This window comes from Methanoplanus endosymbiosus, from assembly GCF_024662215.1.
Classification (GTDB): domain Archaea; phylum Halobacteriota; class Methanomicrobia; order Methanomicrobiales; family Methanomicrobiaceae; genus Methanoplanus; species Methanoplanus endosymbiosus.
The window spans coordinates 1,913,087-1,936,678 of sequence record NZ_CP096115.1 but is presented as its reverse complement, the minus strand read 5'-3'; the positions used below and the strand labels follow the sequence as shown (position 1 = coordinate 1,936,678).

Here is a 23,592-nt window from a genome sequence, read left to right as displayed (position 1 = left end):
CCGGAGGAGGAAAATAATACCTCACCGGAATGTTGGCTGCCAGAGCAGGGTAAAGTGGACTTAACTTTCAAAATCAGGATTTCCCCTCCCCCTTCACCCGCAGCATAAGAAAAAGACTGTTGCTAAAGTAACAGCAATAATAATATCCGGGAGATAATTCTATATCATGTCCTGGCATGAAAAACTCCCACTATCAACAATAATCGTGGTAATAATTGCAGCAGGCGTTCTTCTTGCGGCACAGTATATTTTTCCTCCTGCGATGGGTGAAGGGGAGAAGGCCATAATAAACGACCTTGACTATCTGAAAAATAATATTAAGACAATCCTCGACTCCATATCAGGTGATCTTGAATCCGCCTCCGGGGAACTGTCAGCAGGTGATTCATTGTCATCACCGGAAGTTCAGGTGGTCCTTGACGGACTGTGGAACAGATCAGAGTATGCACTTTCATATGCCACAGTAAATCCGGATGGTACAATTACAGCCGTTGCACCGGAGATCTATTCCGGATCTGTCGGAATTGATATTACAGGAAGCGAACCCGGAGATACCATAGTCGGTTCAGAAGAACCCCTCTTATCTGATGCATTCATTGCAAAGGAGGGTTTTACCGGAATTGAGATTGCATGGCCGGTATTATCCTCCGATGGTGAATACAGAGGCAGTGTTCTCGCAATGGCAGACCCTTCGGAATTTCTTGCTGAGATAATCGGCCCGATTGAACATGAAAAAGAGATTACGGTTACAGTAATGCAGCCTGACGGATTTATTCTCTATGACAGGGACAGTGGTCAGGTTGGCAAAAATCTCTTTGTGGATGAACCGTTCACGAGGTTTAAAAACCTGATGATGCTTGGCAAGACAATCGCAGCAAATGATGACGGAAGCGGGGCATATACATTCTACAAATCTCCGGATAACACAGGTCAGCTCACAAAAAAACTGGCATACTGGAACACTCTCAAATATTTAGGCAAGGAGTGGAGGATTATAATCTTTAAGGATGCAATTCAGGGTTAATCCCTCAAATATTTCCGGTCAAAGTTCCCGCCGGAGAAATCCTCAAGGTCAAGTGTGGTGTAGAGATAACCGGCTTTCTGGAATTCTTCGGTTATTTCGTCCCGGAATTCCAGTATATTTATCATTTCATCGCCGGAAACTTCAATTCTTGCAATATCGCCGTGATCCCTCACCCTGAAATATTCAAAACCAAGACTTTTCAGGCAGTCCTCGGTTTTTTCAATCCTTCCAATCTTCTCTTCCGTAATTTCAGTGTCGTACGGTATTCTTGTTGCCAGGCATGGAGATGGCGGTTTATTAGCATTAGAGAGGCCAAGGTCTTTAGCATATTTTATGATACTTTGCTTTGTAATCCCGCATTCAGCATAAGGGTGCAGAATGCCCATCTCACATCCGGCGGTGTAACCCGGACGGTAGCCTTCAGTCTCACTGGCGTTTGTGCCGTCTGCAACATGATTAAAACCGGAACCTGCTGCATGGTTCAGAAGAATTTCAGATAATGCCTTCTTGCAGAAGTAGCACCGTTCTCTGCTGTTTTTGCAGACATCCGGATTATTCAGGAGATCAATGCTGACTGTTTCCAGTGGAAGCCCCAGTTCTTCCGCTGTATTTATGGCAGAAAGATATTCACTCTCAGGCATAAATGATGTCTTTACAAGGCAGCATGACATTTTATCTCCTAAAACTTCCCTTGCAATTACTGCCAGAAGAGTGCTGTCAATCCCGCCGGAGTATGAGACCAGAAGGCTTCCGGATTTTCTTATTTTTTCCTCAAGGCATTCTTCTATGCCGTTTTTTCTCAAAATCATATAAACACCAAAAATGCAGAGTGAAAATCCCGGTTATAAATTCCATATGAAATGCCCATAACTTTCGATAATCTAAATACCCCTTTGAGCAGATTCAATATATAGTTGTGTACCGGAAATATGCAGCCGTTACAGAGAGCATCTGCTATAAACATAATGGCTGCGAAACCACATATATTTCCGGGATTGCGACACTTAAAGGTGATGAATATGAATTTTGAGAGATACAAAAGGCAGATTCTCCTCTTCGGTGAGGAGGCGCAGGAGAAGCTCTCCCATTCAAAGGCATTTATCGCAGGGGCAGGCGGGCTTGGAAGTCCGGTTGCGACATATCTCACAATTGCCGGTGTAGGAGAAGTAATAATATCCGACTGCGACTCTGTTGATCTCTCAAACCTTAACAGGCAGTTCCTTCACCATGATAAAGACATCGGCAGAAGAAAAACTAAATCTGCGGCAGAGAAGCTCTCCTCAATGAATCCGGATGTTCTCGTCCGCGGCATTGACATGAAAATAACTGAGGAGAATGTCTCCGGATTTGTTGAAGGCTGTGATATAATTGTTGACTGTCTTGACAACTTTGAGACAAGGCAGGTCCTGAACAGGGCAGCAGTAAACCTGAATATTCCACTGATACACGGCGGAATTTCAGGATGGTCAGGTCAGGCAACAACCGTAATACCCCATAAGACAGCATGCCTATCCTGCCTCTACCCGGCATCGGGGAAGACAGAAATATTTCCTGTTGTCGGCCCGACTGCCGGTGTTATAGGAACCATTCAGGCGGGTGAGGCGATAAGGGTCCTTACCGGGGAAAAAGGCGGACTTGAGGATGTTCTTATGCTCTGGGACGGAAGATACTGCACTGCCGAGAGGATTGAGATCAGCCGTGCTCCAAACTGTCCTGTATGCGGCAATAAGGAATTCATTCCGGATATATAGATAAAATGGCAGTAAAAAAGATTCCGGCAGTAAAATCATAAAATATTCAGGGATGAGGTAAAATAATAGGTAAAGGAGATTTTTGAGGATGAAAGTGGAATTTCAGGCATTTGCAAGATATAAGGATGTTTTCGGCCCCGGAGGAGAGGTAAAACTTCCGGAAGGGACCACAATAAAAGGGGCTTTACTCATTTTTGCGGAAGAGAAGAAGAGCAGGGAGACGCTCTTTTATGGTGATGAACTACGTGATGATGTATTAATAATGCTGAACCGTCAGAGGGTGGACGCTGAATCTGCGGATGGGATAATTCCGGAAGACGGGGATAAGATAATTATCTACCCGCCGGTATCAGGAGGATGAAATATGGGCAGAATTGAGATCACAAAGGAGGATATTGACATTGCAGCACTCTTTAAGGAGGCTGCAAATCCTCTTGCAGGCGGGTTTGTAATCTTTGTCGGAACTGTCAGGGATGACGGCATTGAGGCGATAGACTTCGAGTCCTTTGATGAGGTGGCAGTTTCGGATATGAATAAAATTGCCGCTGAGGCAGAGGAGAAGTATTCTCTACTATCCATTGACATCATCCACAGAAACGGACTGTTAGCTGTCGGAGAGACGATACTTGTAATTCAGGTCTCGGCAGCACACAGGCATGAGGCATTTGAAGGGTGCAGTTTCATTCTTGAGGAAATAAAGAGATTTGTGCCGATATGGAAGAAGGACATCAAAACCGGAGGAGGAGAGGAGTGGCATCACTGAAACTTAATTCATGCAAAAAGAAGTACTGCGGCGGCACACACAGGACAAAATCACCTGAGGAGACACTGGAGATCGTTGAGCCGCTTGCGAAATCCTGTGGCATTACAAGGGTTGCAGACATTACAAAACTTGACAGGCTTGGAATTCCGGTCTATTCCTGTATGAGGCCCGGTGCAGCCGAGGGTGCAATTTCGGTGTACAACGGAAAAGGGGCAACCCATACAGCCGCAAAGGTCTCTGCGATTATGGAGGGCATTGAGAGATATTCTGCGGAGCTGAACGGTCGTGATCTTATTACGGAGAAGTTTTCTTCTCTTGGTGAGGGAGAAGCTCTCAATCCGGCAGATCTGATTCTTCCCCGTGGAATTGACCCCGATTCACCAATCCCGTGGACAACCGGATATGACATAATAAGTGATGAAGAGGTTTTAGTCCCTGCACATGCGGTATTTCACCCTGTGCCGCACGGAAGTGTGAGGTTTTTCAGGACCGGGACTAATGGTATCGCATCCGGAAATGCGACTGAAGAGGCGGTCTTCCATGCCCTATGTGAGATTATCGAGAGGGATGCCTGGTCGGTTGTTGAGGCATCGGGAAATGCCGGGCCGGTCATTGAAAACTTCAGACATGAGATTCTTGACGGTATGGTCTCTAAATTTGCGGAGAACGATGTTGATATAATTCTGAGGGATATCACAAGTGATCTTGGTGTTCCAACCGTTGCTGCAGTTGCTGACGATGTTAAGCTTAAAGATCCGGCACTTCTCTGCATAGGCATGGGAACGCATCTCTCTCCGGCGGTTGCCGCAATGAGGGCTGTTACCGAGGTTGCACAGAGCCGTGCAACCCAGATTCACGGTGCAAGGGAGAACGCAACGGAAGCTTCATTCAGGATAAATCTTGGCTATGAGAGGACAAAGAGGCTTAATAAGAAGTGGTTTGATCTCTCTGAGGTCTCTGATTTTACATCCGCACATACCTTTGAGTCTGATGACTTCCGGACAGATATTAACTATCTCTCTGATAAACTTCAGAGTGCCGGATTTGAGAGAATAATTGTCTCTGACCTGACAATGGATGAGACCGGCATACCTGTTGTCAGGGTAATCGTACCCGGACTTGAGGTATTTGCAATGGACAATGAGAGATATGGAAAGAGGTGCAATGAAGCCAGACGCAGTCGTGTTTCTAGGGCCAAGTCTGCCGCTAAGTGAGGCAGAACAGATTCTGCCCGGCCCTTCTGCGGAATACCGTCCCCCCGTAAAACGTGGTGATCTTGAGGCAGTAATGGCAGAGAAGCCAAAAATAGTCTGCATAATAGACGGCCTCTTCTTTCAGGACTGCTCTGTAGGCCATCGTGAGGTATTAAAGCTGTTAAATTCCGGAATAAAAGTTTATGGTGCGTCCTCTATGGGTGCCCTTCGTGCATGTGAGCTTGAGGATTTCGGGATGACAGGCATCGGCAGGGTATTTGAGATGTACAGGGACGGTGTTGTTGAGTCTGATGATGAGGTTGCACTTGCCTGTGACCCATTTACCGGAGAGTCCATCTCGGATGCCCTGATCGATATAAGAATCAATCTTGAGAGGGCTGTTGATGAAGGAGTCATAACTCCGGATGAGAGCACCATCATCCTGAAGACAGCCTCTGACATCTATTATCCGGAGAGGACATACAGAAAAATAATTAAGGCTGCATCGGAAAGCATCGGAGAAGCATCAGCCGGAAATTTCATGGAGTTCATCGGGAAAGTCCCCTATTCACAGAAGAGGGAGGATGCAAAGGCACTGCTCTCTCTTATTGCCGGAAAGATGCGGGAATAAAATAAAAATATTCACCGGAGTTTCAGGCTGATCTCTTTTTTGTTCTAAAACTGATCCACATCCAGATATCCGGATTTAACCGCACCATGCCAGATTTCCAGAAATTCCGGCGAGAATACATCCAGCGCCTGTATGATATTATAGGCAAAATCTACAAAACCTAAGGGGTTTGCCGTGATGATGCCTCCGTCGCTTACACTCGGCACGGCCTCGTACAGGTGCTCTCCACGGTAATCCGGGGCATGCTCTTTCAGCCACTCCTGCCCGCAGCTTGTGTGCCTGACAGTATCGAGAAATCCATGTCTTGCAAGAAACAGTGTTCCGCCGCATATCGCCGCCACCGGGATATTATTATTGATACAGTTCCGGATGAGCGGGACCAGCTGAGCAGGGTCATCATGTTCGTAATGCGATGAACCGGGAAGAATGACCATCGCCGCTTCGGTGAGATCGACAGCATCGACATCACAATCCGGAAGTATGGTAACCCCGCCGGAGGTTTTAACCGGATCTCTGGTAAGTCCGAATGTGACGATATTATAGCTCATTTTCTTAGGAAGGTCAGTATTGAGATTGGATATCATTGCTATAGCAAGTGAGGCTTCCCAGTCAGCGAGGTCCGGGCATACATAGAGATATACATTTTTGTCCATTTCATCACCGATTTTCTGAGAATAATATGTGACTGTTCTCATTAAAAAAGAATGGAGATATGCGGAACCGACAGCCGGGACGGTTCAAAGCATAATGTCTGAAACCATGCCGGATAAATTGTGCTTCAGGGTCGACTATACCGTTATTCACTGAATTCAGCAATTCACATCATCCGGAATTTCACTTTAGCCAGGTAATCTCCGGTGGGTTCTTAACAGGAGTATCAGGTTCTTCTACTTTCACAGATTTCCAATTAGAACATGATAAATCATAAATATCATGCCACAGCACAATATTACAATAAAACACTATAATGCAACATTATCATATTATTAGTTGATATTTGGAGAGAGAGAGAGACAAAAGATGAGTAAAAGATTATTTGCAGCTCTAACCGGAGATTTAACTGACTATTCAAAACTGGAAGAAGAAGACAGAATCAACTATGTGAATTGCCTGCGGGAAATCCTAAGCATTTTGAAAGAGAGAGGACTTATTTATCAAATCTTCCGGGGAGATAGTTTTCAGGCGGTTCTGCCTTCACCAGGAGATGCCCTTAGTACTGCATTGATCATCAGAGCCTATATCATTTCCCGCAAATTTGATTCCAAAAGTAAGATCAGACCTGATGTAAGGATCGCCATTGGTGTAGGGGACATAGATCACTATAATGAAGAAAATATTAGCAGTTCCGATGGCGAAGCATTCAGAAATTCCGGGCCGGAACTTGACAGGATGGATAAAAAAAGACAAAAAACGGTTATCAAAACGAATTTTCCGGAAGTAAACAGAGAACTAAAGACTGAATGTGCCCTTTTGGACGCAGTAATCTCAAAATGGACATCAAATCAAGCAAAAGTTGTTTATTATACATTATCCGGGAAAAACCAGATGGAAACTGCTGAAATCCTGAATATCAGCCAGAGCAATGTATCATCAAAATTAAACTCAGCAAATTTTGATTCAGCTAAGGTGATGATTCAGGCTGTGACACAATGCCTGATCGTCATAAAAAGAAGCCAAATAAGGCCTTCAATCCAGAGTTAATTTAAATAACATGACTTCGCCACTGTAGTTCTGTCACAGCCTGGATTGAAAGGTATAGAGAACTAATTGACGGAGCTGAACAATGATCATTGCAGTTCAGGCAGTGTTTCTCAGAATGTTCATCGCACACCTGATTGGTGACTTTTACCTTCAGAAAGATGAATGGGTCGAAGATAAAAGAGAGAATATCTGGAGATCAAAAAAGTTATACATTCACTCATTTCTTGTTGCGGCACTAACATATCTTTTTTCAGGTTTACTCAGTGCATTATGGATTATTCCCCTGGTATTTGTAACTCATGCTGCAATTGACATATTAAAGGTCTATCTTGATTCAAAAGGAAAAATGCCTGTGTTTTCATTTATTTTTGATCAGGTTCTGCATATCCTGGTATTATTTGGAATCATAGTGATAATTAAAGGGTTTAGTGGCCCGGATTTGGCAATATCTACTCCGGAAATATTTGAAAACCTGCTCCTTCTGACAATAATAACAGCTTACCTTATCATAATCCGACCATCAGGATTCCTGATAAATTATGCACTAAAACCTTTAAGGAATCAAATAACTGCCAATGATAATAAAAAAGAAGACGGCACATTTTCAGAGGTTAAATACGAGAATCTTGATAATGCGGGAAGATTAATTGGTTATCTTGAAAGAATTCTGGTACTGACATTTTTGTTAATTAATCAGTATGCAGCAATAGGATTCCTGATAACCGCTAAATCTATATTCAGGTTCAGGGAAGAGAGAAATGATCTGGTCGAATACTATCTTCTTGGAACATTTCTTAGCATGACAATTGTAATACTTGCAGGTCTTGCAACTCTTTTTTCATTGGCAGTATTATCTCCGGGATCATTGAGCGGGCTGACGAATATATTGAGCATGTCATACGGAATATTACCTTAATCGGAAGACAGGGACAGATAAACTGTCTAAACAGTATCTGCATGGGAAGTATAACCAAACCATATCAATAGCCTTTTTTTCACTTCAGCCAGGTGATCTCGGCTGGGTTTCTGGCAGGAGTTTCAGGCTCTTCTGCCCTGTAGCCGAATATTATCGGGGCGACGATGTGACAGCCATCCGGAATTTTAAGCTCACCCATCAGTTCCGGACTGTTCTCTGCGGTTTTTGCAGAACCGATCCAGCATGTCCCTATCCCAAGCGATGCTCCGGCGAGCATGATATTTTCAGCACATAAGGAACAGTCGATATCAGAATATAAAAGATCATTCCGGCCGAGAATAAGTAGAAGATGCGGTGCATTGTAAAATATAGAAAATCCCTCCTCCCCGACCATCTCAAGGTACTTCTTAGTCATCCCGCCCGTCTTTGCTTTTTTCAGGCTCTCGATGACTATCGGCTTTGCATAGTCCGAGACCTTATCCATAAGTTTCCGGTCCTTCACTACAACAAAACTCCACGGCTGAAGTGCAAGAGCAGACGGTGCATGTATTCCGGCATTGATCAGCTTTTTAATCTCTTCGTCAGAAACCTCCTCATCACGATAATTCCTGATGCTTCTCCGGTTCAGTATTGCTTTGATTACTTCGTTTTCACCAGTCATAATTCATAATCACCCGTATTATATCATCCTTCATTTTGAAACATCATAATATTTTGGCAGTTTAAATGCCGGGTAAATCTTCCGAATCAAAAACCTACAAATACAATGCTCTCCGAAAATTGTGCATAATGTATCTCTTCTTCGATGTTGAAACCAACGGATTTCCAAGACGCAGCCATGATCCGTCAAACAATGAAATAATCCAGCCGAGGGTTGTTCAGATTGCCTTTGCCAGATATTCAGAAGACGGAGAGGAGAGGAGCTCATATGATGCAATCGTGAAGCCGCTGACCTTCAGCATACCCATGCAGACCGTAAAAGTTCATGGGATTACAAGACAAAAAGCACTCAAAGTTGGAATTCCGGGCAAAGAGGCTTTCAGTGCATTCAGTGCCGAAGTAAAAAAATCAAGATGTCTGGTTGCCCATAACATTAGTTTTGATTATCCGGTTGTATGTGCGGAATTAGCCAGATATGGCATCGAAAACGAGATAGAGGATAAAGAGTCAGTATGCACAATGAGACCAAAACCGGTTAAGGACTATTGTGCACTGCCAAGAAAGAACGGCGGATATAAAACGCCGAAACTTAGTGAACTGCATGAAATATTATTCGGAGAATCGTTTGCTGGCGCCCATGACGCAGCTGCCGATGTCAGGGCATGTGCACGCTGCTTTTTCGAATTAAAGAAGAGAGGAGTTTTGTAGAGAGATTAATTTTATTATCCAAAGTATGACACTTGGTTCAAAAACATATTTTACCCTACAAAATTATTCAACTGTCAAACTTAGGATGTAAAATATTACTTAAACAATCCACAGTCTTCCTCTTTAAAACGCTCTATTTGACATTTTAATTCATCAACAGTACATTCAACAAACTCGGCAAGACAACTATAACACATGAACTGCTTAGTCTCTCGATGAATAAATTTCTGTGTTGCCCCAATTTCATCCTTACTCAGGACCGTATTGCAGTAACAACACCTAATTGTTTTTTTCATGTACATCCTTCATTGAAAGATATGGGACTCCTTTTTTACCAAATTCAATCGGGTCAATTATAGCTAACTGTCTCTTAATAATCGTTCTCATATCTATAGCAGGCTTAAGACAATAGGTCATAAAATCGAACATGCTAATATCTGATGCCTGATGGACATGAGGGAAGAAGAGCTTGATATAAGCAGTACACAAACGTTTAATTGCCTCTACATCCCGGGTATCAGACTGAGGGGGGATAATAACTAGCTCATTTACAATCGCACGATAACTCAGATCATCACGTAGTTGATGAAGAATATCTGTAAAATACTCAGAGTTTAGTGCCCATCCTTGTGCTTTAAGATCCTCATTCATTCGAGGAATTTTCCACCCGGCAATAAAACCATGGAATCTATCAATAAGTGCACTCTCATAGAAAACCCTTGGAAGAGAGCGAAACATATCACAATTTTCATCCATATCATTCATATCGATGTTTCCAAGAAGGATGACTCCAGTTTTGCCTACAATTTTTTTATCACCAACAGAACACTCACCACTTTCAAGATATCCTTTGAGTGCTCCCTTCATTTCAGAAGGATCAGAAAAAGAAATTGTCTGCACCTCATCAAATGCAATATAATCATACGATCCAACTAGGCCAGTCGTTTTTTTCTGAAGATCATAAAACATTTTTGCCCGGCTCATCTTCCCACCGGATGCCAGCCAGCCATACTTGCTCAATCTTCCAAATAGGTAAGATTTCCCAGTACCTTTTGGTGCCAACTCCACAATATTAACACGTTTCTCTGTAAAGGGTAGAAGACGGGAAAGCATTGTCCTTTTATCTATATTATCTTTATATCCTAATGGATTGTAGTCTATTGCACCAAGAAGAACATCTATCCACTCATCTATTGTAAAGTTTTTTCGCGCCTCCTTATAATATTCCAAATCGATTTCATAGGGACAGAAATTCTGAAAACTCTTCAGGATAATTTTACCATCTTTTTTATTATCTCCTGGCGGTAAATATCCAAGTTCAACAATACCCCATATTTCTTTTGAAACCAGAAGCTCATCCTTATACTTATCCCAGATCCATGGTTCAATCAATGTTAATTTGTTATATAAATCATAAATTGGAAGAGAGAATGTAATATCATTGGTAGAGATATCAATATCCACACTGATTCTTGTAAGGATTTTTACAGACTCATTTCCCTGAATAATTCGGTCTTTTATTGAAAGCCATTCATCTTTTTGGGGATAGAGCCGTTCAATCTGTTTTCCGACAATCTCATAGTCAATATTTCCTTTATCGTCGGAATATTCCTGCATGATCCAATCCCTTAAAAAAGAAGGAATACTGAGGTCAGAGAAGTAATTGCTCTCCTTGAGATTCTTATATACTACCATATCTGAAAAAACTGTCCGTAACTTATTTTCCATGACTTAATCCTCTTTACAAATCAAATGATTTCTTTTTAAGTCCTTTTGTGATTGAGAAGGACAGCTCACCCACATTTTTCTCATTTGTTCTCACGATTCCAGTGTATGTTCCCGTTTTGATATTTTTTGGTAAGACACATATCCATTCGGATCCGTTATCGGATGTATTACATGAGTATGTTTCTTTCTCAACAACAAAGACGACGCTCTGACATTTAGGTATTGTGACAAACTCTACTATTGGAATCTGATCAACTTTGAGCTTGATTTCATTGGTCTTGCAGATAAGTTTGATTTTTGTATTGTCTTTAGAGATTTCAATGAGCGGAATGACAACTTCTTCAATAGTCGCTCCTCCATGCAGCTCCCATTTAGGAGGAGGGCCCCGGACAGTAAACTGGTTATAATTTGCCCAAACACAGTAGTTCCCATCTCTGAGCAAATGGGGGTTAGATATGTCACCACTCATATTTTCACAGTATCTTCTTTTAGCATTCTTTGCATCTCCGTCATATGAATAATCATTATCGCAGGATTGTTTACTCAGAACGCACAACCGTGAAGAACCGTGATCTGTCACAATCACGACTTTTTGATTTTTTTGAACAGTCTGAAGGATTGAGTTAAGGTATTTACGAAGGATATCCAATTCCTTAATTAAATAATAGGGGAGAATTGGATTATCACCAGAATATGTTTCAATTCCTTTATGCTTGAGTTGATCTAACTCACGCATTTCTGTCAAGTCCATTCCTTTTTTGTTCCTGAATTCGGTATTATACTCAGTTTCTGTTGGGAATTTGGCAGTTACAAGCTGTACAGAGCAAGATAATTTATTTTTATCACAAAAGGCTTCAATAAAACTTAGATATTCTGCCCCGAGACAATCTATAAAATAAACAGGTGTATTCTGAACATCTAGTTTTTCAAAAGCTGCCTCACGGGTTGAGAGACTATAATATGGGCGTTCCCCCTCCTTTACATTTGCAATAGTATTTACTTCCTTACAAAACAGTGGATCAAGTCTGTTTTGAACTTTTTGTTCTTTATATGCCTGAAAATATTTTGTATAAATATTGTGATCCGAAATGTCCAAAGGAACGGAATATTCTTTTAGATATATCCAGAGGTCAGGATATGTTAACTTAATCAGACCAAGGGTCTCTGAATCAAAAGAGGTTTTTCCCGAAATCCACTCAAGGATAAGTTTTTTCTCATAATCGGAAGTATCGGTGAGATAGTAAATCATCGTCTCGCCATAATGACTAACTTCCTCACAATATTCACTGAGAATTAGGTTATTATTCAGATCCTTCAATCCTTTTTTTCTCTCATTATAATATGTTTGATAACAAGGATCATTTGGAGAGATCTTTAGTATCCCAAAATAATATTCATGAATTAATTTATCAACAGAATTACTTAAACTCAATACATACTGAATATATTCTTCAAAACAGCTGGTATAATTGATATCTTTGAGAGATAGCAATTTCATATGAAGCCAAGCATACCATTTTTTCTGAGGGCTTTCAAGATCATTCCATTCTCCCAAAAGGGATTTTGACATCTGGCCTTTAAAAATAGATGAAAAATATGTGGTTACAGATGCAATTCCCTTGATATCTTTTACCAAAGTTAGCCAATTATCTGCGGTTCCAACTGACTCAGGGATACTCTTGGGGAACTGTTTTTTGACAACAAGATATTTGTACGCTGATGGAATCAGCGTAACCTGTATTAGCCGCTCAGAGTATGGATCATGTGTGAATTTTGTGACAACGGTAATATTAGTTGCTGGATTTATTTCTACTTCCTGCAAATACTGGTTATAGCCAGAGAAGATCCTTTCAGAATTTGATGATTCAACCTCTACAGAATTTGAAATTAAAAATACGTTTCCAGTTGGATCAGACCGAACATCTTTTAAAAGAAATATTCGTTCATTTAACCGTAAATCATCGTATATTTTCTTCGCCAGAACATCTTCCATCTGGTAAAACAAAAAAATTACTCTATGTTGTGGAGTCGTAGATAACTTGATGTTGTTTAATATATTTGACCAGATCTCACGACGTTCTTTCTCGGAGATCATCATCATATGTTGTGAAAAGCCATATACAAGAGTAGTATTTTCGCTTTTCTCTATTTCTGCATAGCACTGTAAAAGATCAGGGTATTGATCCCCTTTGACATAATTACTTAATTGAACCTGTTTTTTCTCTAAAAAATTATTAACAAGATTCGTGTAATTCTCATGGGAATTAACATTCACAATGATCGTTTCTGATCTTGTTGCTGGCGATTGGGTAATTCTTTCAAAGAGTTCTTCGTATGTCTGATAATTCATGATCTTAACCCAATATTTACAGGATCATTCCAAACGCCTGATGATTGCAATACCTACCCGCAGATCGTTTTTGATAAGATCTTTGAGATATTTTTTTGCCTCATCCGGAGACATATTATCAATCTTTGAGAATGCTTTCGTAAATCCTGATTTAAGATATGATTTTTTTGCATAGTCCTCCACGACTTTATCTACAAGAGTTCTCTTGTCAACCCATGAATAGATGTCTTCATCAACTTTGGACTTGAGTTCCAAAATAAGGGCGGAAATATCCTCTGGTTCAATTACATACTCATAATCCCCAAGTATTTTTTTCTGGAACACCATCTGGATATATTCCATATCTTTAATTTTTGCAAAGTCAGAACAGTTTTTGAGGAACGCTGTTGCTCCCTCTATTTTAGATTCATCGCTGGATCCTTTATTTAAAAGAATGGAACAAAGGTCTCTTGCTTTTCCAGGTTCATCATCGAAAAGGTACAGTATCGGCAGTTCATACTTGTTAGACCATACTTTTGGATCCACTTCTCCGGATATTCTATACCATTCACTTTCTAGATGCTGATAGAGCTGAACACAGCGAAGATCTTCAATCTTAGCCACAACACGCTGATCATATTCTGATTTTGACTGATAAATCTGCCCTCTTGGAAGAGATAAATACAAATCCTTAATTTTGTCTATACTTAGATTGGCGAATTTATCAGAAAAATTCTCATTGAATATTCGAATTTGAGTGTCAGAACAAAAAAATTCATCCAACTCTATTTTATATGACTGTAACACATCACTTAGTTCCCTCTTATCAGAAGATGAGAGTGATCTTGTCTTACACATGTTAAAGAGCATGGTGAGTGGTTTTGTTAACTGTTCCTCAGAGGACAGGATAATATCAAAAGGAATACGGATCTCATTCAATTTATTATTCCACTCTCTAATTACATCTTGGATTGATGTTTTTGTTCCAATGAAATGATTACTGGAATCAAAAATCCGATAATCACTGACAACTTCCATGATTGCATTATCGATATCATCGCTACACCACAACCAAGCACTATCCGCACTGAATCTGTTTTTAATGGCTTCAAGATAATTATTATCATTAAGTGATTGTGCAATTGTAATTAAATCCGGATATGTGGCCCGAACATAGAGATCCATACCTTCCCTTGTGTTTTGGGGTGTGATTAGATCCCGAACCGCATTGCTCAATCCAGCATGTTGCTGAAACGTCTTCCCAATTGAATTGACTTTTGCTTTAACTACCTTTTTGGCATCTGGGGAACTACTTGAAATAGAGCAGTAATCATCAATGATATTTTTGAGAAGATCTTTTTGTGTAGTATTTTGTGAGTCGATGTAGTTTTTTAATGCCCAAAGTGGATACCGAAGTCCATTTATTGCATTAATGATCTTGTTACGGGTATTTTCAATTGAAGTACACTGGACGGAAGGGACATTAAATACGAACGCAGAAGAATTCATGAATTCTTTTTCTTCCTCAGTCATTTGTACAATATATCGAGAAGACGGACGATTTCCAGGAATTGATTTTATGGCACCATCTATGAGTTCTCCAAGCTTTTCAGCTGACATTGGCTCTGCTATTGAGCCGTTAGACCAGGTGTACTGGTCATTTGCATATTCCCGAAGAAGGAAACCAAGAACAAAAGCACTTAAACTACATGGGAGAAATCCATAGGGCGGACGTGTCAGAAAGTCCCATATATCGTATATGTCTACCTTTCCATCTTTAGTAAACCTCTTATCCATGAAAATTTTAAGTTCATTTTTAATCTGTGATAAGAGATGATCTGGTGCATGCCCCCAATAATAATTATCAGTCCAGATCTCAGAAAGAGGCTGGACAAGAGAATTAAACATTCCGGATGGTTTCTCACCACCAGATGCCGCCATAATTGCTCCTCTCTTTGATTGTTGGATAGTACGCAGTGTCTTCGAATTGGAAAGACGTTCAATACCTTTCGGGAAACGTTCTTCATTGATCTGCCTTAGTTGCCTTGTAAGTAAATCAAAACTATAGAATTTCTGTCCATTATGAGAAGAATCATAGAGAACGAATACTCCATTTATGAGTTCCTTATTCCATTGATTAATGATATCAGTTACTCGACTATCATATGCGGTAACTTGTTTTGAAATATTCTTATCTTTCCAGTAACGCACATTTGCCAGACATTCAATAATATCATCATAATTTTTGGATTTAAGCGAAGATAATGACGTGTCTACAATAATTATTCCAGAATCCAAACATGCCGATAGGAAATTCTGGATTTTTTCATTAATGATGCTTGCTTCCTGATCATCTTTAGCAAATGTGAAAAACAATCGAATTTTGTTTGGAGGATTATTTACTTTACGTTTTAATGCAGCGTCAATGTTAGTGATCGTTAAATATGATGATTCATACCGAAGAGAGAGCTCCTCGGGTAATTCAAATAACTTATCGAGATCATTGTTCTTTTGAATAAGTTCCAGTGTTGTATATTTTTTTGACATTTCCTGCACTAACTGACTGATTACCGCAGTGTCACTGTTAGCACGAAGAGCGACATATTCTATTTCACTATTTTTGCCGGGATGCGAAGATAAAACACCATTTCCTATAAGAATCTCAAGGATCTGTTCTATTCGAACTTTTGCGAGATCGGTTCCTTCAAAGGCATATGTCAAATTATTCAGTGTTGGCTTCAGTATCGGGACATTCCATGCTTGATTTGAAAGACCCTGAAGAAGTAGGGTTGTTTTTAAGATCAATAATGTATCTGAATCAAATGCCTTGTTGTCTTTATGAATATTGTATGTGTTCAATAAATCCTTAAGTTCTGTATCTAATCGGGCTTTGTCACTACTGTAGAAGTAATCCCATAATTTGTCACAAGTAAGATATGGAATAGGGGAGAAAGGTCCGGTTTGGTGAATAAATGATTTGAAACTTATGGATTCTGATTTAACATCCCCTCCTTTTATGAACTCAAACATACTTCTTTGATTGGAATTGAAACGGGCGGATAGATGTTTAAGAATCAGAGCTGCATATGGGTGGATCGGTAATATTTCCTTAAAATCATTTTCTGTCACTTTATTATTTGTTGATCTGATAACAAGCTTGCCCGAATTGCATACATTACTCCAAAGTTCACTTCTAAGGGTTTGCCACTGTGAACAAACCTCCTGATTATCCTTTACTGCAAGTGCTTTTCCCATGAGTTTAAACGCGGTATTATCTGGCAGACATATCTCAATTGGAGGAGCAAAGCGATCGGAAATTTTTTTGGAATCACCTAATGGCAATTGTTTTCCGGAAATATGGGTAACCAGCATCAGAACAAATGGCATATGTTGTGTAGATTCCGCAATTTCCTGAAGACCTGTGAGTTTATTTTGATTGATCTTGAAAAATTCAGTGAACTCATCCCAGATAAAGAAAATAGAAGTTAAGTTATTTGCCTTGAGAACTTCATCTATCCACCGAACTAAATCATTTGGTTCGATAGGATGTCCACTTATCCCCTCCATATTGAGCATATTGAGATATTTATTGATAAGCTGATTTGATATTTCATCATCAGAGTTTTGAATTGCCTCAAGAAAACTTGTAACATTAGAATAGGGTGAAAAGAGATAGTTGTATTTTTCCTGCATTAATTTGTCAATATAATCTGAATAAATTTTTTTTGTAGTTAATCTATTGACAATTGTCTCTTTTAATGTAATATTTGATTTATTTTCAATACCCTGCTCTTCCAGTGCCTTTTTAATACTGCTCTGAATTGCAAGAGTGAGAGCTGCTGTTGAGTCAATACTTGCAGATCCATTCCGGTAAACGGTGAGAATATGCCCTTGTCCTTTTAGGTTGTTAAGGCGACTGCAGAGATCCATATCGAGATCATTCTTTTCAAAATACTCGGTTACATCCTCTCTTTTCGCTTCAAGCATACATTTTATCGTCAGAACTGCATGAGACTTACCTGTACCATATGCCCCTGTGACCCAGAGAGATTGTTTTTCGTGACGATTGAGCGTATTTACAGTATGTTTAATTAACTCTACAAATTTTTCATGTGGGTAGAATCCCTTCCATTTACCATCTTCAGATTTGATGAGTTCTTCTGTCATCATAGGGAAATAATTTGGATCAATTTCAAAAAAATTATCATATACAATATCAGTCATATTATTACTCATCATTTTATCGCCACCATGACATTTTCAAGAATCTCTTCTGATGTTTTATTTTGAGAAAGAACAATATTGTCTAAATCATGGGTAAAAGAAGTTGAAATATACTCTGAATACTCAATAGACAACCCTTCAAGAATGTGCCTGAATGTATCTCTATCAATATCAAATATCTGTGAGGGACTCAATCCGGAAATGTCTGGATCTTCGGATAAGATCTCGGTTAATGTAAACCGGTAGTTAACATTGTCACGAATACTATCATCTTCCTGAATATTTTCTTCTGCATATCTGTAGAAGGCATATAATATTACTTCAGGAATCGGATTTTCCCATTTTATTCTCTCCAAATATTTTACATTTGAACCGGATTTTTGAGGGTGACCAAGTCCAATCTGGCTTCCAATCGGAGTTTGTACCATAATATTACGGTAAGCACTCACAATATTGCGTTTCACTGTGTCTTTGATATCTTCGGGAAGGAGCGCCTTGAGATCTTGCATTGTATAACTGGTACCAGGAACAATATTTCTTACATACCATCCAATTTGAGGAGTGTATGAGAGATTAACCAGAATAATTGCCCATGTAACCTCAGAATCTGAACCTATAGACCTGAGCAGTTGTCCTGTTCTGGTAAGTGTAAGATCTCTTTTTCCAGAGATAATCCCTGCATCCCGTAAAAATTTTTTGAATACCGGAATCATCTTACTTCCTAAATCATTATGATCCCAGAATTTATCAGGATCTTTGAAATATGAATCAAGCCATTCTTTCCGGAATCCAAATGTCATATATCTATCCATTCCAACCATTTTTTCAGTCCCTTTGCTTAATGGTAATTTTATTGACGAACATATTAAGCATCCGTATTTAATTTTTAGACATTGAGCACAATGTTTGCATTCATTGCCATCAATTTTCATAGAGTCTGGGTTCATAGTGATACATCCAAACTTACATTCTGCTGCACATACTCCGCATCTTCTGCAATAGGCAGCTTTGCGAAAAACATTTTTGAATAGTGAAACAAAATAAATTTCACTTTTACCTCCCCCAATTAGTGGCAAAATCACTTCCAAAGACTGGTTTTCATTTTTGGTAACAGTAAAATGATATGTCGCATTATTGTATGTTACAAGATAGCAATTGTTATCTATTTGGCAGAACTCCCCTAGTGCTTTTATCCATTCACTCCAGTCATCCGCCGGACATTTGGAGATGATTCTTAGCTCTTTTTTGTTACTTATCACATCTATAAGGTTTTTACCAGTTTTTATTTCACGTCCAGAACAACGTATTTTCCATCCACCATCTTCTATGAAGTGATCCATATCTGATAATCGATCAAAGGTTTTTGAACTGGTATTCCGAATTATGTCTATGTATTTTGTCATCACATCTGGATAACAAGACATCTTGATGAACTCATGTTTCCCTCCAGACATCGGACATAATAGACAACCTACGCGCGAATTCCCTTTTTTATATGCTTCGTTGAGGGGGAGATTATTACCATAGATATATAGGAAAAGCTCCGCAGAATTCCATTGAAGAATTGGATGGCAACTTGCCTGTCCAGGGTGCTTTTTACTGACACTCACCATGTCATATAAGAAACGGGCATTACTTTCTTCTGCCCGGATTCCCGTAAAAGCCATCCCTCTTACGTTTGATTTTTTAAATAAATTACGCAAATACCTAATTTGTGGAGCTGTCTTATGCACACTGCAACACCAGCGAATACCACGTGCTGGGGGACCAAATATATTCCAAGATTCGACAGAGGTTATTTCAGCACGGGCCACATGGAAGGAAATATCGTTGTAAAATTTTGATATAACATTCATAAACAAGTATGTATCTGGAAGTTCCATGTCTGTATCTCCAAACAAAACCAGAAATTCATTTTTTGGAAGAGTACGATGTACTAAATCAAGTGCAACTATTGAATCTTTTCCTCCACTGAATGCAACGTAAAAAATATCAATGTTATTTTTGAACTGTTGGTATGTAGCATAGATCGTGAGAAGTGTATCATGAACAAGAGCATCCATTATGACACGATTTTTATTCACCATTAGTGCTACATCTACAAAGGTTAATTCCAATCCATCCTCAATAATTATGAGTGTAGGTCGGTTATAGAGACTTCCACCACTCGTTTTACCAACAATTCTTCCTAAATAATAATATAAGTTATTTTCTGCCCAGAGCAAAGGTTTTGTATCATCTCTTGGATAAGTCCAATATTTGTTAAATCCTAGTAAATCTAATTCAGAAGAATATACCGGCCGGAGTTCTTTTCCAACAATACTTTCAGAAGTTGTTGTAAGTAGATATCCACCTGTTTCTGGATCCCATTCATATTTGTACATTTATATACCAAAAAAATCGTATTTAGCAATCGCTTTTGAGTAGATGCTTGAGAATCCATCTCGTAAAGCAGTTTGCATATAATTTCTCTCTTTAAGATATTCTATTGCTTTCATTTGATTTTCAAATGGTTCCCGGCTGTTTTGCTTTTTTAGAACATCTATCAGGACATCCTCATAAGTGGTAAAATCTGAGTCCAATATAACAATAATTCCTCGGGGTTTTTTGCAGCCAGTATAATACTCAATGAGTTTCAATGGACATCTGAATTTGCTGCCGTAAATCCTAATAATACTCTCAAGAAGATATGGGGTACATGGATTAGATCCAATATATGGATATGATAGATAATTTTTGATATTTGCAGAACAGACATACCCCATTTTTAATTCATCCATGAGCAAATTTTCAATACCATTTAATACGTTCTCTGAAATAATTATTTGATCGATTGAAATAAACCGATTTTCATCAAGGCGAAAATATTTTTTTAAGATTGGTTTAAGAACCCCTCGACAATCAACGTTATAATGGTTTGAATTTTTGTATTCATCCATATCATGATACGTGAAAGATTTCATTGACATAAGATGACGTACCACCTTCTCGGTTGAACTGAGAATTAATCCGTCTCCAAAAATTATCTGCCCACGTTTATGAGTATATTTTGATGGATAACAATATTTGAAAATGTCACTAAGCGACACGATATCAGTTATGAAATTTCGATCAAAGAAATCAGGGTTAATTGCCAGATATGCATCAAAAAGACCCGCAGTGGTAATTACATTATCTTGCATATTATCATTAATAGTTGTAAGGAGCAACTCCTTATCTTGCAACGTAATATCAAAACAATCGATATGAGTATAATATCCTTTCTTCCCTCTGATAACTTTAGAGGAACTTTTAAGGCAGTCCCTAATTTTCTCATCAGGAAAATGGGGGAGTGTACGTATAAGTTCCTCATAAGACATTGGACCGGAAAATTTCAGAAGTGCCGCTAACACTTTATCAAAAATATAACCATCTATACTGGACAATTCTTGGGAACAAATATAACCATCAGTGAAATTGTATTTACCCCCTATATAGTATCTAACAACATTCTCTAGCGTGGTGGAATTGTAAATATTTGTCTGGAGTAACCTTTGCTTAAACTTGATATAAAGTTCATCAGAAGAAACAATCGCTTCCCCTGACTCAAAAAGATTATTAACATGAACAATTATCTCATTTAGTAAGGAATCAGAAATATTTAATGATGTTATTGACAACATTGTCGTATCATCACATGCAACAGTTATCTCTATAATATCCTTGATAAATTGATCGTAATCCCCGGTCCATTCTTCGTTATAATTTTCAAAAAAAGCTTTTTTAAATGCAACCATGCACCTGACAACCTGAAGCTGATTATTGAGATTTATTCCTCGTGGAAATTGTTTTGTGAGAACTTTTGCATATAATTTATATTTATGAGATAATTTATTTTGACAAAGGATTTTTTCATACTCCATCTTAATTCGATTTCCATTAATTTCAGGTTCACACGCCTCATAAATCGTCTGCTTGAAATGAGACCCTGCCACCGTATCTGGTTTTGCGAGTGGATGTTCAACAATGTTTTCCTGAGAATTATTAATAATTTTAGGCAGCACAGGATCTTCATGATTTGAAATTAGACGCTTAAACTGATCATTTCCAGATTGCAAATCACTGCGTCCAATATTAATATAATACTTATTTTTAACCAATGTAAATTTTATAAATTTTAATATTAAGACATCATTCCCATCCAAAATTAAATATTCAATTAGATCACTAAGTGCTTCATCCCAATATATACGTGTAGGTGATATTTGATTTTCATCTAAATTATTTGCCCTCCGGATGCAAGAACTGTATTTAATCCCACTATTCTCATGAATCAGACTAATTTCCAATATACCACCTGGATTTAAAAATTCTGCATCAAAAAAAGGACGCATCCTAACTGGCAGCACCAAACCATTGTAGCGTATTACAGATTTATCAACATGTATATTTACCTGAGTCTCCGACAAACGATTCCAGAAATAAATTCTCTTTAACTTGCCAAACACCTCAGAATAATCAAAAATTGTAATTTTTAACCACCCACTTCAATTAATCTAATATATATTAGTTGCAGAGAATAATATATTAGTTTCTGGGTAATTACAAACTAACTACCTGTCATATTTAGGCACAGAACCTTAATAAATGGCTAATTTACGGACCATTTTTTATGATAAAATGCCTTATGAGACATGAAAATTAAATAAGGCATCTCATCAGATTATAAATAGTGGGAAATATGCCATCATTATTCAATTTCAAGCCCACTTTAGATCTATGTGCTTAAATTTTCGGCAGTGGCACCAATTAACATACTTAATTATTGAATGTAAAAATACTGGCCATGTAATCTTTCTATCAATTATATAGGACTTACGCAGTACAAAACTTGACTTAAATGTTTGGAAACTGCAAATGATTATTTTGGTTTATTGTTAGGCTCATTGAGTTTACAAATTAATCGTTTCGCGTAAGTCCTATTATACCTTCAATCATTCCTGGTGTAGATTTTTTCTTGAATTCATTCATAAAATTCCAATAAAATTGAAAAATATCTAATGCTGATTCTAATTTTGGTTTTAACTTTGAGAATGTCTTCGCTTTTCTCACCAAACGGCCAACTCTTTCACGAAGGATTCCATTAGAATTTTCAACATCAGTAGTTTCAATTTTGGATAACGGCGGCTCACCAATAACTGCAATTTTGTATTTTTCTTCAACTCTCCCCTTTTTCCGGACTTTTATTAACTGACCATAGTTAACGCAGGGATTAGCGTAAAGAGCATTTAAACTTGTCAGATATTGGTCATTCCCATCAGTATAAATTTCAAGTTTTGATTGTGGATCAGGGAGCTTAATTCTTTCATAAAGGTCATTCATCATGACATTACAGGTTGCTTGTTTATGTTTTCCAACTGCAAAAGAAATTATAAAATAGGATTTTCGTTTTATTGCTGTGTATGTCCATGCATCGCCAACGAAATCTGGTTCTGAGCTTTCTTTGACAACATTTTTTTGTTTTTTTTTAATGAAACTCCAGAACTCATCGCATTCTATAGGGCTTAGATCAAGTTCTTCAATGAGTATATCATTCATCTTTGCTGCATGCTCAGCTACATCAGTAAGCAACCGTCCAATTGTATCGCGGTGGTGACCCGTTAATCTTTCGATGCTTCTTATTCCATTTTTCTCCACAAAATGCTTGCAAATGGTTATAATTTCTTTTTCAGATAGGTGTTTGTAGAATAGGGGAGTACCTTTAGTTTCCATGAAAAATTTTGTACAGTGTTTGCAGTAATATCGTTGATGAGAAGTTCTGGCATCTTTTCCTCGTTTGATTATATCCTTTCCTTCCTCTTTGAGATAATATTGACACTCAGGATTTTGGCAGACAACATCTATTTTTCCACGTGGGCGAGCCATATGTATCACATAAATATATGTCATTCATCACACAATAAGGTATGCTATCTTAGGACACAA

General features: G+C 38.6%; 18 protein-coding genes. 9 read left to right on the top strand and 9 right to left on the bottom strand.

Going from position 1 to position 23,592, the window contains the following annotated elements; all coding sequences use genetic code 11:
• Positions 1-166: 166 nt before the first annotated feature.
• Positions 167-1,024, top strand: a complete 858-nt coding sequence (locus L6E24_RS08535; RefSeq protein ID WP_257741570.1) for a cache domain-containing protein — start codon at positions 167-169, stop codon at positions 1,022-1,024.
• On the opposite strand, the gene larE is transcribed toward L6E24_RS08535, so the two are convergent.
• Positions 1,021-1,833, bottom strand: coding sequence for an ATP-dependent sacrificial sulfur transferase LarE (gene larE / locus L6E24_RS08530; RefSeq protein WP_257741569.1), 813 nt, complete (start codon positions 1,831-1,833; stop codon positions 1,021-1,023). The genes L6E24_RS08535 and larE overlap by 4 nt on opposite strands.
• A gap of 210 nt (positions 1,834-2,043) precedes the next feature.
• Between larE and L6E24_RS08525 the strand changes: the two genes are divergently transcribed.
• The 5 genes from L6E24_RS08525 (at position 2,044) to L6E24_RS08505 (ending at position 5,362) form a co-directional block, all read left to right on the top strand.
• Entirely contained in the window at positions 2,044-2,775 is a 732-nt protein-coding gene (locus L6E24_RS08525) for a HesA/MoeB/ThiF family protein (protein WP_308219114.1), read from the top strand.
• Positions 2,776-2,863: 88 nt separating this feature from the next.
• The gene (locus L6E24_RS08520; protein ID WP_257741568.1) at positions 2,864-3,136 is read left to right on the top strand and encodes a MoaD/ThiS family protein; all 273 of its coding nucleotides are present in this window, start codon (positions 2,864-2,866) and stop codon (positions 3,134-3,136) included.
• Positions 3,137-3,139: 3 nt separating this feature from the next.
• Positions 3,140-3,538: a molybdenum cofactor biosynthesis protein MoaE gene (locus L6E24_RS08515; RefSeq protein WP_257741567.1), complete on the top strand. Its 399-nt coding sequence runs from the start codon at positions 3,140-3,142 to the stop codon at positions 3,536-3,538.
• On the top strand, positions 3,526-4,752 hold the full coding sequence (locus L6E24_RS08510) for a YcaO-related McrA-glycine thioamidation protein (RefSeq protein ID WP_257741566.1): 1,227 nt from the start codon (positions 3,526-3,528) through the stop codon (positions 4,750-4,752). Before L6E24_RS08515 ends, L6E24_RS08510 begins: the two co-directional genes overlap by 13 nt.
• On the top strand, positions 4,703-5,362 hold the full coding sequence (locus tag L6E24_RS08505; RefSeq protein ID WP_257741565.1) for a TfuA-related McrA-glycine thioamidation protein: 660 nt from the start codon (positions 4,703-4,705) through the stop codon (positions 5,360-5,362). Before L6E24_RS08510 ends, L6E24_RS08505 begins: the two co-directional genes overlap by 50 nt.
• A 44-nt stretch (positions 5,363-5,406) precedes the next feature.
• Here L6E24_RS08505 and L6E24_RS08500 read toward each other — a convergent pair whose 3' ends face one another.
• Positions 5,407-6,015, bottom strand: a complete 609-nt coding sequence (locus L6E24_RS08500; protein WP_257741564.1) for a type 1 glutamine amidotransferase family protein — start codon at positions 6,013-6,015, stop codon at positions 5,407-5,409.
• A 367-nt stretch (positions 6,016-6,382) separates the two neighbouring features.
• Between L6E24_RS08500 and L6E24_RS08495 the strand changes: the two genes are divergently transcribed.
• Both L6E24_RS08495 and L6E24_RS08490 read left to right on the top strand, forming a co-directional pair.
• A complete protein-coding gene (locus L6E24_RS08495; RefSeq protein WP_257741563.1) occupies positions 6,383-7,063 on the top strand; it encodes an RNA polymerase sigma factor sigma-70 region 4 domain-containing protein in 681 nt (226 codons plus the stop codon).
• 82 nt (positions 7,064-7,145) lie between these two features.
• Positions 7,146-7,979, top strand: coding sequence for a DUF3307 domain-containing protein (locus L6E24_RS08490; protein WP_257741562.1), 834 nt, complete (start codon positions 7,146-7,148; stop codon positions 7,977-7,979).
• 79 nt (positions 7,980-8,058) lie between these two features.
• On the opposite strand, the gene L6E24_RS08485 is transcribed toward L6E24_RS08490, so the two are convergent.
• On the bottom strand, positions 8,059-8,640 hold the full coding sequence (locus tag L6E24_RS08485) for a nitroreductase family protein (protein ID WP_257741561.1): 582 nt from the start codon (positions 8,638-8,640) through the stop codon (positions 8,059-8,061).
• A gap of 65 nt (positions 8,641-8,705) precedes the next feature.
• Here L6E24_RS08485 and L6E24_RS08480 point away from each other — a divergent pair, with 65 nt between their 5' ends.
• Positions 8,706-9,347, top strand: coding sequence for a 3'-5' exonuclease (locus L6E24_RS08480; RefSeq protein ID WP_257741560.1), 642 nt, complete (start codon positions 8,706-8,708; stop codon positions 9,345-9,347).
• A 279-nt stretch (positions 9,348-9,626) separates the two neighbouring features.
• Here the strand turns inward: L6E24_RS08480 and brxL are convergent, their stop codons facing one another.
• The 6 genes from brxL to L6E24_RS08450 form a co-directional block, all read right to left on the bottom strand.
• Complete coding sequence (gene brxL, locus L6E24_RS08475; protein WP_257741559.1) at positions 9,627-11,042, bottom strand: BREX system Lon protease-like protein BrxL; 1,416 nt, start codon at positions 11,040-11,042, stop codon at positions 9,627-9,629.
• A gap of 46 nt (positions 11,043-11,088) precedes the next feature.
• Positions 11,089-13,425: a BREX-4 system phosphatase PglZ gene (gene pglZ / locus L6E24_RS08470; RefSeq protein WP_257741558.1), complete on the bottom strand. Its 2,337-nt coding sequence runs from the start codon at positions 13,423-13,425 to the stop codon at positions 11,089-11,091.
• A gap of 24 nt (positions 13,426-13,449) precedes the next feature.
• Positions 13,450-17,628 carry a hypothetical protein gene (locus L6E24_RS08465; protein ID WP_257741557.1) on the bottom strand — a complete coding sequence of 1,393 codons (4,179 nt, stop codon included), beginning with the start codon at positions 17,626-17,628 and terminating at the stop codon, positions 13,450-13,452.
• Positions 17,629-17,639: 11 nt separating this feature from the next.
• Positions 17,640-20,012 carry a phosphoadenosine phosphosulfate reductase domain-containing protein gene (locus L6E24_RS08460; protein WP_257741556.1) on the bottom strand — a complete coding sequence of 791 codons (2,373 nt, stop codon included), beginning with the start codon at positions 20,010-20,012 and terminating at the stop codon, positions 17,640-17,642.
• Positions 20,013-22,076, bottom strand: coding sequence for a hypothetical protein (locus L6E24_RS08455; RefSeq protein ID WP_257741555.1), 2,064 nt, complete (start codon positions 22,074-22,076; stop codon positions 20,013-20,015). It lies immediately after the preceding gene.
• A gap of 490 nt (positions 22,077-22,566) precedes the next feature.
• Complete coding sequence (locus tag L6E24_RS08450) at positions 22,567-23,532, bottom strand: IS1 family transposase (protein ID WP_257741554.1); 966 nt, start codon at positions 23,530-23,532, stop codon at positions 22,567-22,569.
• Positions 23,533-23,592 lie beyond the last annotated feature (60 nt).